Annotated in this window: 17 protein-coding genes and 1 tRNA gene; 13 read left to right on the top strand and 5 right to left on the bottom strand. The window is 71.0% G+C overall.

Going from position 1 to position 16967, the window contains the following annotated elements:
* Positions 1 to 47: 47 nt before the first annotated feature.
* The 5 genes from HGK68_RS02150 to HGK68_RS02130 all read left to right on the top strand — a co-directional run bounded on the left by HGK68_RS02150 (position 48) and on the right by HGK68_RS02130 (position 6204).
* Positions 48 to 1529 carry an APC family permease gene (locus tag HGK68_RS02150; RefSeq protein WP_246260512.1) on the top strand — a complete coding sequence of 494 codons (1482 nt, stop codon included), beginning with the start codon at positions 48 to 50 and terminating at the stop codon, positions 1527 to 1529.
* 17 nt (positions 1530 to 1546) lie between these two features.
* Positions 1547 to 3436, top strand: coding sequence for a gamma-glutamyltransferase family protein (locus HGK68_RS02145; RefSeq protein WP_169164479.1), 1890 nt, complete (start codon positions 1547 to 1549; stop codon positions 3434 to 3436).
* Between the two features lie 100 nt (positions 3437 to 3536).
* A complete protein-coding gene (locus tag HGK68_RS02140) occupies positions 3537 to 4010 on the top strand; it encodes a MarR family winged helix-turn-helix transcriptional regulator (protein ID WP_169164478.1) in 474 nt (157 codons plus the stop codon).
* A gap of 68 nt (positions 4011 to 4078) precedes the next feature.
* Positions 4079 to 5668: an MFS transporter gene (locus HGK68_RS02135; protein ID WP_169164477.1), complete on the top strand. Its 1590-nt coding sequence runs from the start codon at positions 4079 to 4081 to the stop codon at positions 5666 to 5668.
* 71 nt (positions 5669 to 5739) lie between these two features.
* The gene (locus HGK68_RS02130) at positions 5740 to 6204 is read left to right on the top strand and encodes a MarR family winged helix-turn-helix transcriptional regulator (RefSeq protein ID WP_169164476.1); all 465 of its coding nucleotides are present in this window, start codon (positions 5740 to 5742) and stop codon (positions 6202 to 6204) included.
* 19 nt (positions 6205 to 6223) lie between these two features.
* Here the strand turns inward: HGK68_RS02130 and HGK68_RS02125 are convergent, their stop codons facing one another.
* The 4 genes from HGK68_RS02125 to HGK68_RS02110 form a co-directional block, all read right to left on the bottom strand.
* A complete protein-coding gene (locus HGK68_RS02125; protein WP_169164475.1) occupies positions 6224 to 7078 on the bottom strand; it encodes an NERD domain-containing protein in 855 nt (284 codons plus the stop codon).
* Positions 7079 to 7124: 46 nt separating this feature from the next.
* On the bottom strand, positions 7125 to 7532 hold the full coding sequence (msrB, locus tag HGK68_RS02120; protein WP_206155783.1) for a peptide-methionine (R)-S-oxide reductase MsrB: 408 nt from the start codon (positions 7530 to 7532) through the stop codon (positions 7125 to 7127).
* A gap of 166 nt (positions 7533 to 7698) precedes the next feature.
* A complete protein-coding gene (locus HGK68_RS02115; protein ID WP_169164473.1) occupies positions 7699 to 9273 on the bottom strand; it encodes a DEAD/DEAH box helicase in 1575 nt (524 codons plus the stop codon).
* 64 nt (positions 9274 to 9337) lie between these two features.
* Positions 9338 to 9988, bottom strand: coding sequence for a PilZ domain-containing protein (locus HGK68_RS02110; protein ID WP_169164472.1), 651 nt, complete (start codon positions 9986 to 9988; stop codon positions 9338 to 9340).
* A gap of 210 nt (positions 9989 to 10198) precedes the next feature.
* On the opposite strand from HGK68_RS02110, the gene HGK68_RS02105 reads away from it, so the two are divergent.
* From HGK68_RS02105 to HGK68_RS02080, 6 genes are all read left to right on the top strand, one after another.
* Positions 10199 to 12181, top strand: a complete 1983-nt coding sequence (locus HGK68_RS02105) for a putative bifunctional diguanylate cyclase/phosphodiesterase (protein WP_246260511.1) — start codon at positions 10199 to 10201, stop codon at positions 12179 to 12181.
* A gap of 86 nt (positions 12182 to 12267) precedes the next feature.
* On the top strand, positions 12268 to 12888 hold the full coding sequence (locus HGK68_RS02100; protein ID WP_169164471.1) for a hypothetical protein: 621 nt from the start codon (positions 12268 to 12270) through the stop codon (positions 12886 to 12888).
* 4 nt (positions 12889 to 12892) lie between these two features.
* Positions 12893 to 13645, top strand: coding sequence for a S24/S26 family peptidase (locus HGK68_RS02095; RefSeq protein ID WP_169164470.1), 753 nt, complete (start codon positions 12893 to 12895; stop codon positions 13643 to 13645).
* Entirely contained in the window at positions 13626 to 13853 is a 228-nt protein-coding gene (locus HGK68_RS02090; protein ID WP_169164469.1) for a hypothetical protein, read from the top strand. Before HGK68_RS02095 ends, HGK68_RS02090 begins: the two co-directional genes overlap by 20 nt.
* Positions 13854 to 14121: 268 nt before the next feature.
* On the top strand, positions 14122 to 14625 hold the full coding sequence (locus tag HGK68_RS02085; protein ID WP_169164468.1) for an FBP domain-containing protein: 504 nt from the start codon (positions 14122 to 14124) through the stop codon (positions 14623 to 14625).
* A 76-nt stretch (positions 14626 to 14701) separates the two neighbouring features.
* A tRNA-Lys gene (locus tag HGK68_RS02080) sits at positions 14702 to 14774 on the top strand.
* Between the two features lie 27 nt (positions 14775 to 14801).
* Here the strand turns inward: HGK68_RS02080 and HGK68_RS02075 are convergent.
* A complete protein-coding gene (locus tag HGK68_RS02075; protein ID WP_169164467.1) occupies positions 14802 to 15740 on the bottom strand; it encodes an alpha/beta fold hydrolase in 939 nt (312 codons plus the stop codon).
* 210 nt (positions 15741 to 15950) lie between these two features.
* Here HGK68_RS02075 and HGK68_RS02070 point away from each other — a divergent pair, with 210 nt between their 5' ends.
* Positions 15951 to 16571 carry a hypothetical protein gene (locus HGK68_RS02070; RefSeq protein ID WP_169164466.1) on the top strand — a complete coding sequence of 207 codons (621 nt, stop codon included), beginning with the start codon at positions 15951 to 15953 and terminating at the stop codon, positions 16569 to 16571.
* Positions 16572 to 16656: 85 nt separating this feature from the next.
* Complete coding sequence (locus HGK68_RS02065; protein ID WP_169164465.1) at positions 16657 to 16923, top strand: GlsB/YeaQ/YmgE family stress response membrane protein; 267 nt, start codon at positions 16657 to 16659, stop codon at positions 16921 to 16923.
* Positions 16924 to 16967 lie beyond the last annotated feature (44 nt).

Genomic DNA, 16967 nt, shown 5'->3' with positions numbered 1-16967 from the left:
ACACACGGAATGCTTCATCGCCGTCGCCGACCCCAGGGGAGCCAGCCGTGGGCATCAACCGCAGCATCCTGCGTCGTAAGTCCGTCGAGGACTCGCTGACCACCGCCGAGGATCCGGAGCGCTCACTGCGCCGCGACCTCACCGCCTGGGACCTCGCGGTGCTCGGCGTCGCCGTGGCCGTGGGCGCCGGCATCTTCTCGGTCGGGGCGACCGCGGCGGCGAACTACGCCGGACCGGGCGTGATCCTGTCCTTCATCATCGCCTCCGTCGTGTGTGCGCTAGCGATCATGTGTTACGCCGAGTTCGCGTCCACCCTGCCGGTCGCCGGATCGGCGTACACCTTCAGTTACGCCACGATGGGCGAGTTCGTGGCCTGGATCATCGGCTGGGACCTGATCCTGGAGATGCTGCTGGCGGCGGCGGTGATCGCGAAGTTCTGGGGCGTCTACCTCTCCGACGCCTTCGGGCTGTTCGGCCTGGACGTGCCGACCACGCTGCACCTCGGCCCGGTGGACGTCGAGTGGGGTCCGGTGCTGGTGGTCGGGGTGTTCACCACCCTGCTCGCGGTGGGCACCAAGCTCAGCACCCGGGTGAACAGCATCTTCACCATCCTGAAGGTCGGCATCACGCTGTTCGTGATCGTCGCCGGGTTCTTCTACGTCAAGGCGGAGAACTACAGCCCGTTCATCCCGCCCGCGCAGCCCGCCGACTCCGACTCCGGCCTGCACCAGTCGCTGTTCGCCTTCCTGTCCGGTCTGGAACCGACGACCTACGGCATCGTCGGCATCCTCTCTGGTGCGGCGCTGGTGTTCTTCGCCTTCATCGGCTTCGACGTGGTGGCCACCACCGCCGAGGAGACCAAGAACCCGCAGAAGGCACTGCCCCGTGGCATCCTCGGCGGTCTGGCGATCGTCACGGTGCTCTACATCCTGGTGACCATCGTGGTGACCGGGATGGTGCCCTACACCGCCCTCGCCGAATCCGGTGACCCCTCGTTGACCACCGCCTTCGTCCTGGTCGGTGCCGACTGGGCGGGCAAGGTCATCTCGGTCGGCATCCTGGTCGGCCTGACCTCGGTCATCATGGTGCTGCTGCTCGGCCTGACCCGGATCGTGTTCTCGATGAGCCGCGACGGCCTGCTGCCGCGCGGCGTCTCGCGCACCTCGCCCCGGTTCCACACCCCGGCCCGGCTGCAGATCATCTGCGGCATCGCGGTCGCGCTGATCGCCGGTCTGGCCAAGGTCGAGCTGCTGGAGGAGATGATCAACATCGGCACGCTGTCGGCCTTCGTGCTGGTCAGCTTCGGCATCCCGATCCTGCGTCGCACCCGCCCGGACCTGCCGCGCGGGTTCCGGGTGCCGTGGTCGCCGGTGCTGCCGATCATCGCCGGGGTGGCCTGCCTGTGGCTGATGAGCAACCTGACGGTGACCACGTGGCTGCGGTTCCTCGTCTGGCTGGCGATCGGCATCGCCGTCTACGCCGGGTACTCCTACCGGCACTCGCGGCTGCACCGGGCGTCGACCGACTGAGCACGTACCGTGGGCCGATGTTCACCACCCGCCCGGAACTCGTCGGCTCCTTCGGCATGGTCGGCTCCACGCACTGGCTCGCCAGCGCGGTCGGCATGCGGATCCTGGAACAGGGCGGCAACGCCTTCGACGCGGCCGTCGCCGCCGGGTTCACGTTGCAGGTGGTCGAACCCCATCTGAACGGACCGGGCGGCGACGCCCCGCTGGTCGGGCACCGGGCGGCCGACGGTCACACCTTCGTCATCTGCGGTCAGGGCACCGCTCCGGCCGAGGCGACCATCGGTGCCTTCGGTGAGCTCGGCCTGAGCGAGATCCCCGGCACCGGCCACCTGGCTGCTGTCGTGCCCGGGGCGTTCGGTGCCTGGCTCGACCTGCTCGCCCGCTACGGCACCCTCCCGCTCGCCGATGTCCTCTCCCCCGCGATCGGCTACGCCCAGGACGGGTACCCGCTGGTCCCGGCCGCCGTGCGCACCATCGCCACCGTGCGCGATCTCTTCACCGATCACTGGTCGACCTCGGCGTCGATCTACCTGCCGCACGGCGAGCTGCCCGAGCCCGGTGCCCGGTTCCGCAATCCCGACCTCGCCGCCACCTTCCGTCGGGTCCTGGCCGAGGCCGAGGCCGCCGGACCCGACCGCCTCAGCCAGATCGAGGCAGCACACCGGGCGTTCTACGCCGGCTTCGTCGCCGAGGCGATGGACGACTTCCTGCGCACTCCGGTCCGGGACTCCACCGGCGACGACCACACCGGGCTGCTGACCGCCGACGACCTGGCCGCCTGGCACCCGACCGAGGAGCCGACCGTCGCGGTGGACTTCGCCGGGGTGCAGGTGCACAAGACCGCAGCCTGGGGTCAGGGTCCGGTGCTGTTGCAGCAGCTCCAGATGCTGGAGACGCTGAACGTCGCGGAGGCCGAGCCCGGGTCGGTGGAGCTGGTGCACACCGCGATCGAGGTGGCCAAGCTCGCCTTCGCCGACCGGGAGGCCTGGTACGGCGACGACGACACCCCGCTGACCGACCTGCTCGACCCCCGGTACGCCGCGGAGCGCGCGGCCCTGGTCGGCGACTCGGCGGCCGACGGGCTGCGACCCGGTCGTCCCGGTGGCCGCGCACCCCGGCTCGCGAGCGTGTTCGGCGAGGCGGTCGACGGGGTGTGGCCCGGGCGGTACGAGGGTGCCGCGGTGGGCGCGGGTGGCGGCGAACCGACCCGCGGCCCGGCCGAGCCGACGGAGCTCACCGGCCCGGACGCGATGCGCATCGAGACGACCGGGACAGGCGAGGGCACCGACCCGACGCTGCCGACCCGACCGACCGGCGAGACCCGGGGCGACACCTGCCACGTCGACGTGGTCGACCGCTGGGGCAACCGGGTGTCAGCCACGCCGTCCGGTGGCTGGTTGCAGTCGTCGCCGGTGGTCCCCGGCCTGGGCTTCGGCCTCCCGACCCGGGCGCAGATGTTCTGGCTGGAGCCGGGTCTGCCCGCGTCCCTCGCCCCCGGCCGACGACCCCGCACCACCCTCAGCCCGGCACTGGCCCTGCGCACGGACGGCACCGGCTTCGCCTTCGGCACCCCCGGCGGCGACCAGCAGGACCAGTGGACGGTCCCGTTCCTGCTGCACCACCTGCTCTGGGGCGCCGACCTCCAGGCGGCGATCGACGCACCGGGGTGGCACTCGACGCATGTGCCGTCGTCCTTCCACCCGCGGGTCAGCGAGCGGCTCGGCGTGGAGGCGGAGAGTCGGCTCGGCGACGACGTGCTGGCCGGGCTCCGCGACCGGGGGCATGCGGTGCGGGACGCCGGGCCGTGGGCACTCGGCCGGGTCAGCGCCGCCGGGGTCCGCCGGGATGGGCTGCTGCATGCCGGTGCCAACCCGCGCGGCATGCAGGGCTACGCCGCGGGGCGTTGATCGTCCGCCCCCGGGTGCGGCACAGCTCACAGCCGATATCAGTTGCCTTCTGCAACCACACGTAATAAGTTGCCTGCTGCAACCAAGAAAGTAGGCAGCCGTGATCCCCGAGCACTCCCGCGCACTGATCGACGCGATCAGCCGCCTCACCCGTGTCCAGCGGGACATCGGGGAGAAGCTGTCCCGGCAGCTCGACTGCCCCCGCGCCGCGCTCGGGTTGCTGTGGCTGCTGGACAAGCGCGGTGAGCTGACCATCGGCGACGTGGCCACCCACCTGCGGGTGGACCTGTCGGTCGCCAGCCGACAGACCAGCGCCCTGGTCGAGGCGGGCTACGCCGAGCGCACCCGACAGAGCGCACCCGGTGCCGACCATCGGGTCCGCACCGTCCGGCTCAGCGACGCCGGTCGCACCTTCACCGAACAGACCCGGGTCCGGATGGACGCCCTGCTCGCCGAGGTGTTCGGCGACTGGACCCCCGAACAGATCCAAGCGGCGGCCGGCCAGATCAACCGGGTGGCCGACACCGTGGGCGCGATCGACGCGCACGCCGAACCCGAACTGGTCGCCCCCTGACCGTTGCTCCACACCCCTTTCCCGACGACGGCGCCGGGTTCCACCACCACGAACCGAAAGCCGAGAGCATGACCGAGTCCCCCGCCGCGGCACCCGCCGCGACCTCCCCCGCGCCCATGTCGCGCCGTCAGGTGCTGGAATCGCTGTCCGGCATCCTGCTGGGCATGTTCGTGTCCGTCCTGGCCACGAGCGTCGTCTCCAGCTCGCTGCCCAAGATCGTCAGCGACCTGAACGGCTCGCAGCACTCCTACACCTGGGTGGTCACCGCCACCCTGCTGACCACCACGATCACCACGCCGATCTGGGGCAAGCTCGCGGACCTGATGGACCGCAAGCTGCTGATCCAGATCGCGCTGATCATCTCCGTGGTGTCGTCGGCCGCCGCCGGCTTCGCGCACAACGTCGGCTTCCTGATCGGTGCCCGCGCCTTCCAGGGCATCGGCGCCGGCGGTCTGACCGCCCTGGCGACCATCCTGATGTCCGACATCCTCAGCCCCCGCGAGCGCGGCAAGTACATGGGCCTGATGGGCGGCATCATGGGCATCGGCATGGTCGGTGGCCCGCTGCTCGGCGGTGTCATCACCGACACCCTGGGCTGGCGCTACAACTTCTTCGTCGGACTGCCGTTCGCGGTCGCCGCGATCATCGTCCTGCAGATCACCCTGAAGCTGCCGCAGATGGTCCGCAAGATCGTGCGGATCGACTACTGGGGCGCCCTGCTGATCAGCGCCGGGATCGCCTCGCTGCTGCTGTGGGTGACCTTCGCCGGGACCAGCTTCGACTGGATCTCCTGGCAGACCGGCGCGATGGTCGGTGGCGCCGTGGTCCTGCTCGCCCTCGCGGTGTGGGTCGAGTCCAAGGTCGCCGACCCGATCATCCCGCTGCACCTGTTCAAGAACCGCACCCTGGTGCTCTCGGTGATCGCCTCGGTCGCCGTCGGTGTCGCGATGTTCGGCACCTCGGTCTTCCTGAGCCAGTACATGCAGGTGGCGCGCGGCAAGACCCCGACCCAGTCCGGTCTGCTCACCATCCCGATGATCCTCGGCCTGTTCATCTCCTCGACCCTGAGCGGCCGCCGGATCACCAAGACCGGCCACTACAAGAAGTTCATGATCGCCGGTGCCGCCGTGCTGACCGTGGGGCTGGCCCTGATGGGCACCATCCACTACGACACCAGCCTGGCCCTGGTCTGCCTGTTCATGTTCATCCTGGGTTCCGGTGTCGGCATGCTGATGCAGAACCTGGTGCTCGCCGTGCAGAACACCCTGGCGGTGGAGGAGATCGGCTCCGGCACCGCGACCGTGGCCTTCTTCCGGACCCTGGGTGGCGCGATCGGCGTCAGCGCGCTGGGCGCGGTGCTCGCCTCCCGGATCACCACGCTGATCACGGAGAAGCTGGTCTCGGCCGGGATCGACCCCAGCCAGCTCAGCGGTGGCAGCAGCACGGTGCCGGACGTGAACTCGATGCCGGACGCGCTGCGGGTGATCGTCGAGTCCTCCTACGGTGACGCGATCGCCGAGCTGTTCCTGGTCGCCGCGCCGCTGGCGATCGTCGCTCTGATCGCGGTGCTCTTCCTCAAGGAGGTCCCGCTCGGCACCCGGTCCGGTCTGCAGCAGCGGGCCGCCGTGGTCGACGAGCTGGAGTCGGTCGACGCCTGAGTCCCTCCACCACTCGCCCCTGTCCGGTCGTCCGGGCGGGGGCGAGTGCGCACGTACGGGAGAATGCGCCCATGGACGCACTCGACCCGCTGGCCCGGATCGAGGCCGAGCTCGGTCTCCTGCTGCGGCGCGCCCGGTCGCAGGCCGAACGCCTGTCCCGCGCCGTGCACCCCGATCTGGAGCCCTCCGCGTATCCGCTGCTGGTCAGGATCGCGCAGGCGCCCGGCATCCGGGCCGGTGAGCTGGCCCGGCTGATCGGCATCGGGCGCGGCACCATGTCCCGGCAGCTCGCCCGGCTGGAGCAGCTGGGACTCATCGAGCGGGAGGCGGACCCGCAGGACTCGCGGGGGCAGCTGATCCGGTTGACCGACGCCGGGGAGGAGCAGATGCGGCAGGCCCGCCGCGCGCGACGGGACTACCTGGCGGCCGCCCTCACCGACTGGTCCGACGACGACCGTGGCGTGCTCGCCGACCAGCTGGCGCGCCTGAACCGCGACCTCACCGAGCACCGCCTGGCGGACGACGAGCCGGTCTGACGGCCTCCGAGCGCCCGACTCAGTGCGCCCAGGTCAGCGACCACGTGCTGGTGCGCCGGGCCACCTGGGTCAACGCCGCCACCCGCCCGGCATCCCATCGCGGGGCCTGCCGCTCGAAGAACTCCGGCACCGCGTCCAGCGGCACCGCCCAGGCATCGGCCGCCGCCACCTCCTGCACGGGGGCACCGACCACCAGCACGCCGCGGACCTCGACCGGGGTGCCGACCGCCGCACGCAGCAGTGCACCGGCACGGGTGGCGGCCAGGCGCACCTGGCGCAGTTCGGCCACCGCGGCCCCGTCGGCCGACAGTCGCCGACCCTCCAGCACGAAGGAGCGGGCCGCGATCCGGGTGGCATCGGCGACCGCGAAGGCCCCGCCGGGCCCGATCAGCAAGTCTTCCAGCACGGTCCCCTGGCGCCCCAGCGGCACATCGTGCAGCACCGACCAGCCGGACAGCTCCAGCCGGTCGAGCCGGTCGCGCAGTCCGTCACCGACGGCCTCGTCAGCGCGGTGCCGACCGCGCGGGGTGGGCAGCACCGGACCCGCCAGCGTGGCGAAGCCCGGCATCGTCGCCGGGCTGATCGGGGTCCGACCGGCCAACTGGTCAGCAGGTCCGGGGGCGGCACGCCGACCCCGTGCTCCGGATTCACCGAGCACCTCGGACAGCGGCAGCACCAGCTCGGGCAGGTCCCGGCGCAGGAATGCCTGCGCGGCGGACCGGACGGCAGCGTCGGCCCATGCGGCCCCCTGCGCCAGATCCACCGCGCCGGTCATCAGGTCGATGCTGCCCAGGGGTGCACCGGTCCCCGCCCGCACGTACAACCGGTCAGCGCCGTAGCGGCGCCACCGATGCACGATCAGGGCCTCTTCCATGTGAGGGGTATCGGCAGGTCCTCGCCCTACCTGAACCCACCGGCTGTCAGTTCTCGGTCGGCTCGAAGGTGAGACTCACCGAGTTCATGCAGAACCGGTCGCCGGTCGGGGTCTGCGGCGCGTCGTCGAAGACGTGTCCCAGGTGCGAACCGCACTTCGCGCAGCGCACCTCGGTGCGGACCATGCCCAGGCTGCGGTCCTCGATCAGCTCGACCTTGTCACCCGCGAGCGGGCTGAAGAAGCTCGGCCAGCCGCAGTGCGAGTCGAACTTGGTGTCGGAACGGAACAGCTCGTTCTGGCAGGCGCGACAGCGGTAGACGCCCTCCCGGTGCTCGTCCAGCAGCTCGCCGGTCCACGGCCGCTCGGTCCCGGCCAGGCGCAGCACCTGGAACTCCTCCGGGTTCAGCACGGCACGCCACTCGGACTCGTTCTTGGTGACCTCGTAGGTCGACATGTGCTCCTCCTCCTCGCGCCCAGGGGCCGGGCGCACACGGTCCAACCACCCTCGCCCTCCGCCTGTTCCACCCTGACACCCCGCACCCGGCACCGCCTGCGGGTGGCGCTCGGACATGCGAACGGGCGCCCCGGTCCGCGAGACCGTGGGCGCCCGTTCGTGGAGGTCAGCGACCGGCGTGTGCCGACTGCGCGGGACCGGCGGGACGGCCGGCGCGACGGCTGCGGCTGCGACGCGGCTGACCGGAGCCGGCAGCGGCCGCCTGGCCCTGCGCCGAGCGGCCGGCGGCGGACCCGGCACCCTGTGCGGCCCGGCCGGAGCCCTGGCCAGCGGCGCGACTCTGGGCTGCCCCGGCAGCACGGCCCTGGGCGGCGGGCGCGGCGGACCGACCCTGACCGGCACCGGCCGGAGCGGCTGCGGCACCCGACCCGCCGCGACCACGGCGGCGGCGGCCACCACCGGCGGCACGCTCACCGCCACCGGCGGCAGCGCCACCCGCACGGGCAGCCCGCTTCGCGGTGGCGTTCCGACCGGTCGAGGTGCCCTGCACCGGAGCGGCGACCGGCGCGGGCTTCACGTACGGCGCCACCTCGCCGACCAGCTCGGTGATCACCGCGGAGCCCGGGGTGACCCGCTCGGGCGTGACGTTGATCTTGGCCTTGCGAGTCAGGTCGCGGACGTCGCCGGCCTGCTCGGGCAGCTGCAGGGTGACGACCACACCGCCGGAACCGGCACGGGCGGTGCGGCCGGAGCGGTGCAGGTACGCCTTGTGCTCGGCGGGCGGGTCGACGTGCACGACCAGCTCGACGTCGTCGACGTGGATGCCGCGGGCGGCGATGTCGGTGGCGACCAGCACGCGCACCTCACCGGAAGTGAAGGCGGCGAGGTTCCGCTCCCGGGCGCCCTGGCCCAGGTTGCCCTGCAGGTCGACAGCGGGGATGCCGTCGGCGGTGAGCTGCTTGGCGAGCTTCTTGGCCTGGTGCTTGGTGCGGGTGAACAGCACGCGCCGCCCGGTGCCGGATGCCAGCTCGCGGAGCACCTGCTTCTTGGCGTCCGCGTCGGCGAGCGCGAAGACGTGGTGGGTCATGGTCGACACCGGCGCCACGGCCGGGTCCACCGAGTGGGTGACCGGCTGGTGCAGGTAGCGCTTGACCAGGGTGTCGACACCGTTGTCCAGCGTCGCGGAGAACAGCAGGCGCTGACCACCGGCGGGGGTGCGGTCGAGCAGGCGGCGGACCACCGGCAGGAAGCCGAGGTCGGCCATGTGGTCGGCCTCGTCCAGCACGGTGATCTCGATGGCGTCCAGGGAGCACAGGCCCTGCTTGATCAGGTCCTCCAGCCGGCCGGGGCAGGCGACCAGGATGTCGATGCCCTTCTTCAGCGCGGCGACCTGCGGCCCCTGTCCGACGCCACCGAAGACGGTGGTGCTGGTCAGGCCGAGGGCGTCGGCGAGCGGCGCGATGGTGGCGTGGATCTGGCTGGCCAGCTCACGGGTCGGCGCGAGGATCAGGGCGCGGGGGCGACCCGAGGTGCGCTGACGGCCGGAAGCGGCGAGGCGGGTGACCACCGGGAGGCTGAAGGCCAGGGTCTTGCCGGACCCGGTGCGGCCGCGGCCGAGCACGTCGGTGCCGGCCATGGTGTCGGGGAGGGTGGCGGTCTGGATGGGGAACGGCTCCGTGATGCCGGCGTCCGCGAGGGTGCGGGCCAGGACAGCAGGAACGCCGAGGTCGATGAAGGTCATGTCGCCTTTCCGGCGGATCGGGCCTGCGCGCTTCGCCGGCGCTCGGCTGCGCTGACCCGCAGGCTCAGTCTCGGCTGAGCATCTGCTGGCGGCGCAGGGCGCCCTGCGTGCGCAGGACATAGCTGAACAGTTCGTCGAGCTCTCTGGGGGTGGCATCCCGGAACTGGCAGCCGTAGTGGGTGCCGCTGCGGGAAGGTTGGGCACGCACTACCTCTGCGTGCAGCCAGAACGCCTCGGAGAGCTCCGGGAAGACGAACCGGACCGTGCTCCCGATCGGGAGTTCGGCCATGGACATCATACGCATGCCGTGTGCGGACACATCGAGGGCGACGAAGGTGCGCCGCCGCTCACCGGTGGTGGAGTCGATGTCGGCGGGCTTGTCGTCGGGCAGCTCGGCGTCCTCGGGGAAGGTCACCCAGCCCTCGCACTCGACCCGTACCTGCACCCGGGCCACCGCACGCTTCTGCAGGGTGGACAGCAGCTCGACCTCGGCGCAGCCCAGCATGTCCGCCGACACCCGGCCGATCACCCCGCCGTAGACGCACTCGCCGCGCTGGTCGTCCATCACCCGGAGCACCACCCGCTCCCCCTCGGTGAACCCGCGCACCAGGGTGTCCGATCCCACCCACATCACGCCGTCCTCGAACTCCCGGACGTAGCCGTCCAGCCGGATCACACCATCGACCTCGACAGTGGTGACGGCGAGCTCGTGCATGGGGAGAGTCCTCGGGTGGGCGGACGGGGGGCGCGGTCACGCTACGCAGATCGGCCACCCCTCCGCGTGCGCTGTCCGGGGGTTTCAGCCCAGGAGAGCGGGTGAATTCGGTGCTCGGAGCGCCCATTTCATCCGAAACGCCGGGAGCCGGGCCCCTCGCTCATTTGCGGACAAACCCCTAGTCTCGCCCCGAGTCACCAGCACCCGCCGGTGACCACCCTCCGCCCCCTCCGCGAGGTTCTGCTGGCTACCCCCCGACGCCGCTGGTCCCTGACCCGGTACTTCGCCGTCGTGAGCGTGCTCGCCATGCTCGCCCTGGGCGTCGCGCTGGTCTGGGTCACCGCGAACGTGATGCGAGACCAGGCACGCCGGGACGGGATCGTCATGGCGCAGAGCATCGAGTCCTACGCCACCTCCGACGTCCCGGAGGACGCGTACACCGTCGGCGTGCTGGCCCCGGAGACATTCACCCGGATCACCGAGCAGGTCGCCGGCTTCGAGAACCTGACCCGACTCCGGCTGTGGACGGTGGACGGGGTGCTGCTCTTCGACTCCCTGCAGGATTCCACCGGCTTCCCGGACGGCGACCGGCTGGACGCCGCCGTCCGCCAGCGCGAGCCGGACGCCCAGGTGGTCACCGAGGTGCGCGGGGCCCAGTTCGGCGGCACGGAGTCCAGTCAGCTGGACGTCTACGTCCCGATCGACCGGGACGGCACCGTGGTGGGCGCCGCGGAGGTGATGCTCGACTACTCGGAGACCCAAGCGGCCCTGAGCAGCGCCATCCGCACGGTCACCGCGGTGGTCGCCGGTGGGCTGGTCCTGCTCTGGCTCGGCCTGTTCCGCACGGTCCGCAACGCCTCGCACCGGTTGCACACCTCGGCGCTGGAGAACGCCCGGCTCGCGCTCATCGACGCTCTGACCGGGCTGCCGAACCGCCGGATGCTCGGCGACCGGCTGGAACGGGCCATCGCCGACCACACCAGTGCGGGCACCACCGTCGGTCTGGCGCTGCTGGACATCGACCGGTTCAAGGACATCAACGACTCCCTCGGCCACGACCGGGGCGACGAGCTGCTGCAGCAGGTCGCCACCCGGTTGCGGGACGCGATGCGCCAGGACGACGTGGTCGCCCGACTCGGTGGTGACGAGTTCGCGATCCTGTTCCCGGACGTGCGCTCGGTCGCGGACGCCGAGGCCGCCGCCCGCCGGGTGCGTCAGCTGTTCGTCCCGCCGTTCCCGCTCGGCGACCTGGCCCTGCACGTGGACAGCTCGATCGGCGTCGCCTGCCTGCCGGACCACGCCGAGGACGCCTCGTCGCTGATGCGGATGGCCGACGTGGCGATGTATACCGCCAAGACCCACCGCCTCGGCGTCTCGGTGTACTCCCCGGAGGAGGACGACTCGTCACCGGCCCGGCTCGTCCTGCTCGGCGACCTGCACCGCGCGCTCAGCGTCGACGACGAGCTCCAGATGCATTACCAGCCGAAGATCGACCTGCACACGGGCGAGACCATCGGCCTGGAAGCGCTGATGCGCTGGCGCCACCCGACCCGCGGCATGCTGCCGCCCGACCTGTTCATCCCGTTGGCCGAGCAGTCGGGGCTGATCCACGACCTGACCCGGTACGCCCTGCGGTCCTGTGTCGCCCAGATCGCCGCCTGGTCGGTGGACCGGGTGCCGGTGCCGGTCGCGGTGAACCTGTCGGCGCACGACGTCACCGCGCAGGACGTGGTCGAGGTGATCGAGGACCTGCTCACCCTGCACCGGGTCCCGGTCGAGCTCCTGGAGGTCGAGATCACCGAGACCGCGCTGGTCTCCGACCCCTCCCGGGTGGTCCCGGTGCTGCACCGGCTGGGCGAGATCGGTGTGCGGGTCGCCATCGACGACTTCGGCATCGGCAACACCTCGATCTCCCAGCTGCGGGATCTGCCGGTGCACGGCCTGAAGATCGACCGGCTGTTCGTGGCCGACCTGGCGACCAGCGGCAAGCGTGGCTCCGAGGTGGTGGTCAAGGCGATGGTCGACCTGGCGCACTCCTTCGGGCTGCAAGTGGTGGCGGAGGGCGTGGAGGACGAGACCACCGCCGACGCGCTGCGTCAGCTCACCGTCGATCAGGCGCAGGGCTACCTGTATGCAGCGGCCTTACCAGCGGAAAGACTGGGCGTGGAACACTTGCGCCGACTGGGTGACTAAAAATCCGACACATCACCTCAAGTCGCCCGAGAGTCGGGTCGATAACACCCGAACAGCCCACATCCGCTCACTCGTCAGGACCACCGATGGACGACCTGCTGCGCGACATGATCACCCCGCCGGCCCCCCGACGTGACCCCGCGCGCCGCCGCCGACTGGTCGGCACCGTCGCGATCCTCGGCCTGGCAGGAGTCGGCCTGACCACGCTGGTCACCTCCGCGATCTTCACCGACAACGACGACACCGGCCGCACCGGCATCGTCACCGGCACCGTCGACATCGAGGCCGGGGAGGACGTCGCCTTCGTGCTGCCGCCCGGCAACCTGGCCCCCGGGGACTCGATCTACTCCCCGGTCACCGTGAACAACGCCGGGTCGCTCGCCCTGACCTACGGCGTGCAGTACTCCGCCACCAGCCCGGACGACAAGGGCCTGGCCCAGGTGCTCACCATGGAACTGTTCGCGGTGCCCGCCGCCAGCTGCTCCGCCGACCGGATCGGCGCCTCCACCCCGATCGGCAGCGCGAACGGCCTGTCCGGCAGCACCGTCGACCTCACCACCGCCAGCCGCGGCCTGATCGCCGGTGCCAGCGAGGAACTGTGCGTCCGGGTCAACGTCCCCGACCTGGACAACCAGTACCAGGACTCCCGCGCCGACCTCACCCTGACCTTCAACGCCGAGCAGGACGCGGCCAACCCGCACCAGTGACCCGATGACAGCACCCGCCGCGTTCGGTCGCCGGAGCGTGCACGCCACGCAACCGGCCTACGACCGTCGTGCGCCCGCGCCGCCCCGGCACCGCCAGACGCCCCCCACCCCGGGCCGTCGCGTGGTCACCGCCGGGCTGTGGACCATCGTGCTGCTGTTCGGCCTCGCCTACGCCGTCTCGGTCGCGGTGCCGCTGTGGTTCACCCTGAACGACCAGCGCCTGATGATCGTCACCTCCGGGTCGATGTCCGGCTCCGCCGAGGGCGCCTTCGACGCGGGGGACGCCGTGGTCCTGCGCCAGATCAGCGACCCCTCCGAGCTCCGGGTCGGCCAGGTCGCCTCGTTCTGGCCGGTCGGATCGGATCAGCTCGTCACCCACCGGATCGTCGCACTCCAGTCCCTGCCGGTGATGCAACAGGACACCGACACCGGCCGCATGGTCCCCACCCTCGACCCGGACACCGGCGAGCCGATCATGCGGCCGTACATCTTCACCAAGGGCGACGCGAACCCGAACCCCGACCCCGACGCCACCCCGCTGTCCCAGGTCCGCGGCATCGTGCTCGACGTCCACCCCAAGTGGGGCTGGGTGCTCGACTGGGCCGGGTCGCCGGTCGGTCGCCTGGTACTGCTCGGCCCCCCGCTCGCCGCCCTCGCCACCCTGGAGGGACTGGCCCTGCTCCGCGAACGACGCTCCCGGACTGCGAGCGCCCCGAGTCGACGGGAGGTGGAGGACGATGCGCGCCTGCTCGCGTGACCGGAAGCGGCTGACGCTGGCCATCGTGCTGCTCGCCCTCGCCCTCGGACTGCCCACGATGGGCATCGCCCACGCGAAGTTCGGCAGCAGCGCCGCGGTGACGATCAGCATCACCATCGCGCCGACCAGCCCCGGGCCGGCCGAGCCGGCACCCACCGACACCAGCTCCACCGATCCGCTCAACGGCTCCGCCGACGACGACGGCTGAGCGACACCGTCTGCCGACCGATGTGCTGCACCGCCCCCGTACGGCACGTTCGCCTCAGCACCCGGCAGGAAAACACTGGCACCCGCCCGATGACCGGCGTACCGTCGCCCCTGGTCCGCAGCAATGACGAACGAGGAGCACCGATGGTGGGGGTGGCCTGCATGGCCTGCATCACGCCCGACTGCCCCGGCGTCGCCTGACCCCCTGAGGTCCCGGCGACGCGGGATTTTGTCGACCCCGCACACCGCCATCGCAAGGACCCCTCATCATGCATGCCCTGACCGAACAGCAGATCCGCGCCGCCTTCGTGAACGCCTCCCGCCGCGAAGCCGCCAACGCCACCCTCCCCGACCTCGACGCCGTCGACTGGGACAACCTGGACTTCCTCGGCTGGCGTGACCGCAGGGCCCCGCTGTCCTCCTACGTCGTCGCCGAGGTCGACGGCGAACTGATCGGCGTCCTGCTCCGCGCCGCCGAACGCACCGGCAAGCGCCGTAAGGCCGTCTGCGGCTGGTGCGAGGACGTCATCGTCACCGACGACGTCGGCCTCTACGTCGCCCGCCGCGCCGGTGCCGCCGGACGCAAGGGCGACACCATCGGCACCCTGCTGTGCACCGACTTCCGTTGCTCCACCAACGTGCGCCGCAAGCCCACCCGCACCGAGGCCGGGCAGGCCACCGACGAGGAGCTGCTGATCATGCGGGAGCTGCGGATCGCCGGGTTGCAGGAGCGGTCGGCACGGTTCCTGCGCGAGGTGGCACGGACGCGGTGAGCCGCTGCCCCGCCGGATCGGGCACGCTGACCCGCACGGGGAGGCCCGGCGCCACCGCTAGGCTGGCGGGTGCACCGGGCCTCTAGCTCAATTGGCAGAGCAGCGGACTTTTAATCCGCGGGTTGTGGGTTCGATCCCCACGGGGCCCACCGACGAGCCGAGTTCGATGTGGCGGGTCAGCGCCGGAGCCGGTCGAGCGCGTGACGCGTGAGTTCCATCTCCGCCGTCCCGCCGTGCCCCTCGGCCTCGACGACGTGCAGCTCGCTGCCTTCCCACGCCTGGTGCAGCCGCCACGGCGTGATCACCGGTCCGCTGATGTCGCGGCGCCCGTGGATCAGCACGCCAGGAATGCCGGTCAGCTGGTGCGCGCGGCGGAGCACCGCCTGGTCCCCTACCAGGAAGCAGTCATTCGCCCAGAAGTGCGTCACCAGCGTCGCGAAGTTGGCACGCTCGCGCGGATCGGCGTGGAGAGGTCCCGGCACCCACCCCGGGTCGAGCGAAACGTGGGTCGCCTCCCATATGTCCCACGCGTCGGCTGCTCGAGCCCGGATGGCCGGCTCGGGATCACGCAGCAGGCGTGCGTAATGCTCGACCACCCGGACGCCGACGGGGACGTCAGCAGCGAACCGATGCCACGCCTCGGGGAAGATCCTGCCCACACCCTCGGTGATCCAGTCGAGCTCCTCCCGGCCGCCGGTGGTGACCGCGGTCAGCACGAGTCCGGTGACCCGGTCCGGGCATGCGAGGGCGTATGCCAGGGCGAGAGTCGATCCCCAGGAGACGCCGTGTACCAACCACGCGTCGATTCCGAGGTGGGAGCGGAGCGCCTCGATGTCAGCGATCAGGGCGTCGGTGGTGATGGAGTCCAGGTGTGCGAGGTCATCGATCGCCCACGGGGTGCTACGCCCACAACCGCGCTGGTCCACGCCGACGATCCGGTAGCGCTCGGGATCGAACCTCCGGCGATAGCCGCCGGCACCCAAGCCGCTGCCCGGCCCGCCGTGCAGATACAGCGCCGGGATACCCGCGGATGTCCCCGACTCTTCCCAGTACAGGCGCGCTCCAAAGGGCCGATCAAGCCAGCCGGAGGCGGACGGTTCCACGGGTGGGTACATGCCGCCACGGTACGAGACCGCAGCCGACGGGAAGCTCGACCCGGAGCCGATCAGGGGGCGCGGGTCGAGCACTCGCGCCGAACCGCCCACACAACCTGTGCGCCGAGGACGACAGGTTGCCCGGATCACCCCCGCCCGCCGTCCGGCATCGGCTTGTCTGACCCCTGAGCGTCGGGGCCCGCCGACGCCCGGTGAGGAAGAGGACGTCGCATGGTCAGCAGCATCCGGCGCTGGTGGGGTGCCTTCGCGACGGCGCGGCCCGCCACCGCCGAGTTCGTGGTGTTCAGTCTGATCAGCATGGGGATGACCGTGCTCCAGCTGGCGTTGATGCCGATCCTCAAGTGGGTGTTCGGGCTGACGTCGCTGGTGGACACCACGTTCCAGGTGCTGGGCACGACGACGAATGCCGATGGCAGCACGTTCTTCATCTTCGATTATCCGGCGGGGGCGTTGCCGGACGGTGGCGGCGGGCTGGCGTACTTCCTGGCGGTGCAGCTGACGTTGCTGATCGCCCAGGTGATCAACTTCTTCCTGCAGCGCAACGTCACGTTCAAGTCGACCTCGAACCCGTGGCGGGCAGCCGCCTGGTACGCGGTGGCGTACGTGATCATCACGTTCCTGGCCGCCTGGTTGCAGGGCTTCTACAAGGATCCGATCTATCAGTGGATGATCGGGCGCTGGGGTGCGACCGGTGAGGCCGGGGCGGATGTGGTGACGATGATCATCAACGCGCTGATCTCGTTCGTGGTGTTCTTCCCGATCCTCAAGATCATCTTCCGGGCTGAGCAGGCCGATCCCGCTGCCGAGCCGGTGGCGGTCGGCGCACGCTGAGGCGCTGGTCACACACCCCCGGTCTTCCGGATGCGGAACCGTCCGCGCGGTGTCAAGGTCATCTCCGTCGAAAGAGGAGGTTGACATGGGACTGTTCGGCTGGATCATTCTGGGGCTCATCGCTGGTGCGATCGCGAAGGCGATCCTCAAGCGTGACAACGGCGGTTGGTTCGCCACGTTGCTGCTGGGTGTGATCGGTGCGTTGGTCGGCGGTTGGTTGGGGAGCATCCTCTTCGATGCGCCGCTGGAGAACTTCTGGTCCATCCAGACCTGGGCGCTGGCGATCGTCGGTTCCGTGATCGTGCTCGCGATCTACGGTGCGATCACCGGCCGCAAGGGCGTTCGCGGCTGACACCACTGGTTCGACGAGGCCCCGGGGTGGGATATCCCGGGGCC

Origin of the sequence: Cellulomonas taurus (assembly GCF_012931845.1) — a bacterium.
GTDB classification, from domain to species: Bacteria; Actinomycetota; Actinomycetes; order Actinomycetales; family Cellulomonadaceae; genus Cellulomonas; species Cellulomonas taurus.
This window is presented reverse-complemented; position numbering and strand designations above follow the sequence as displayed.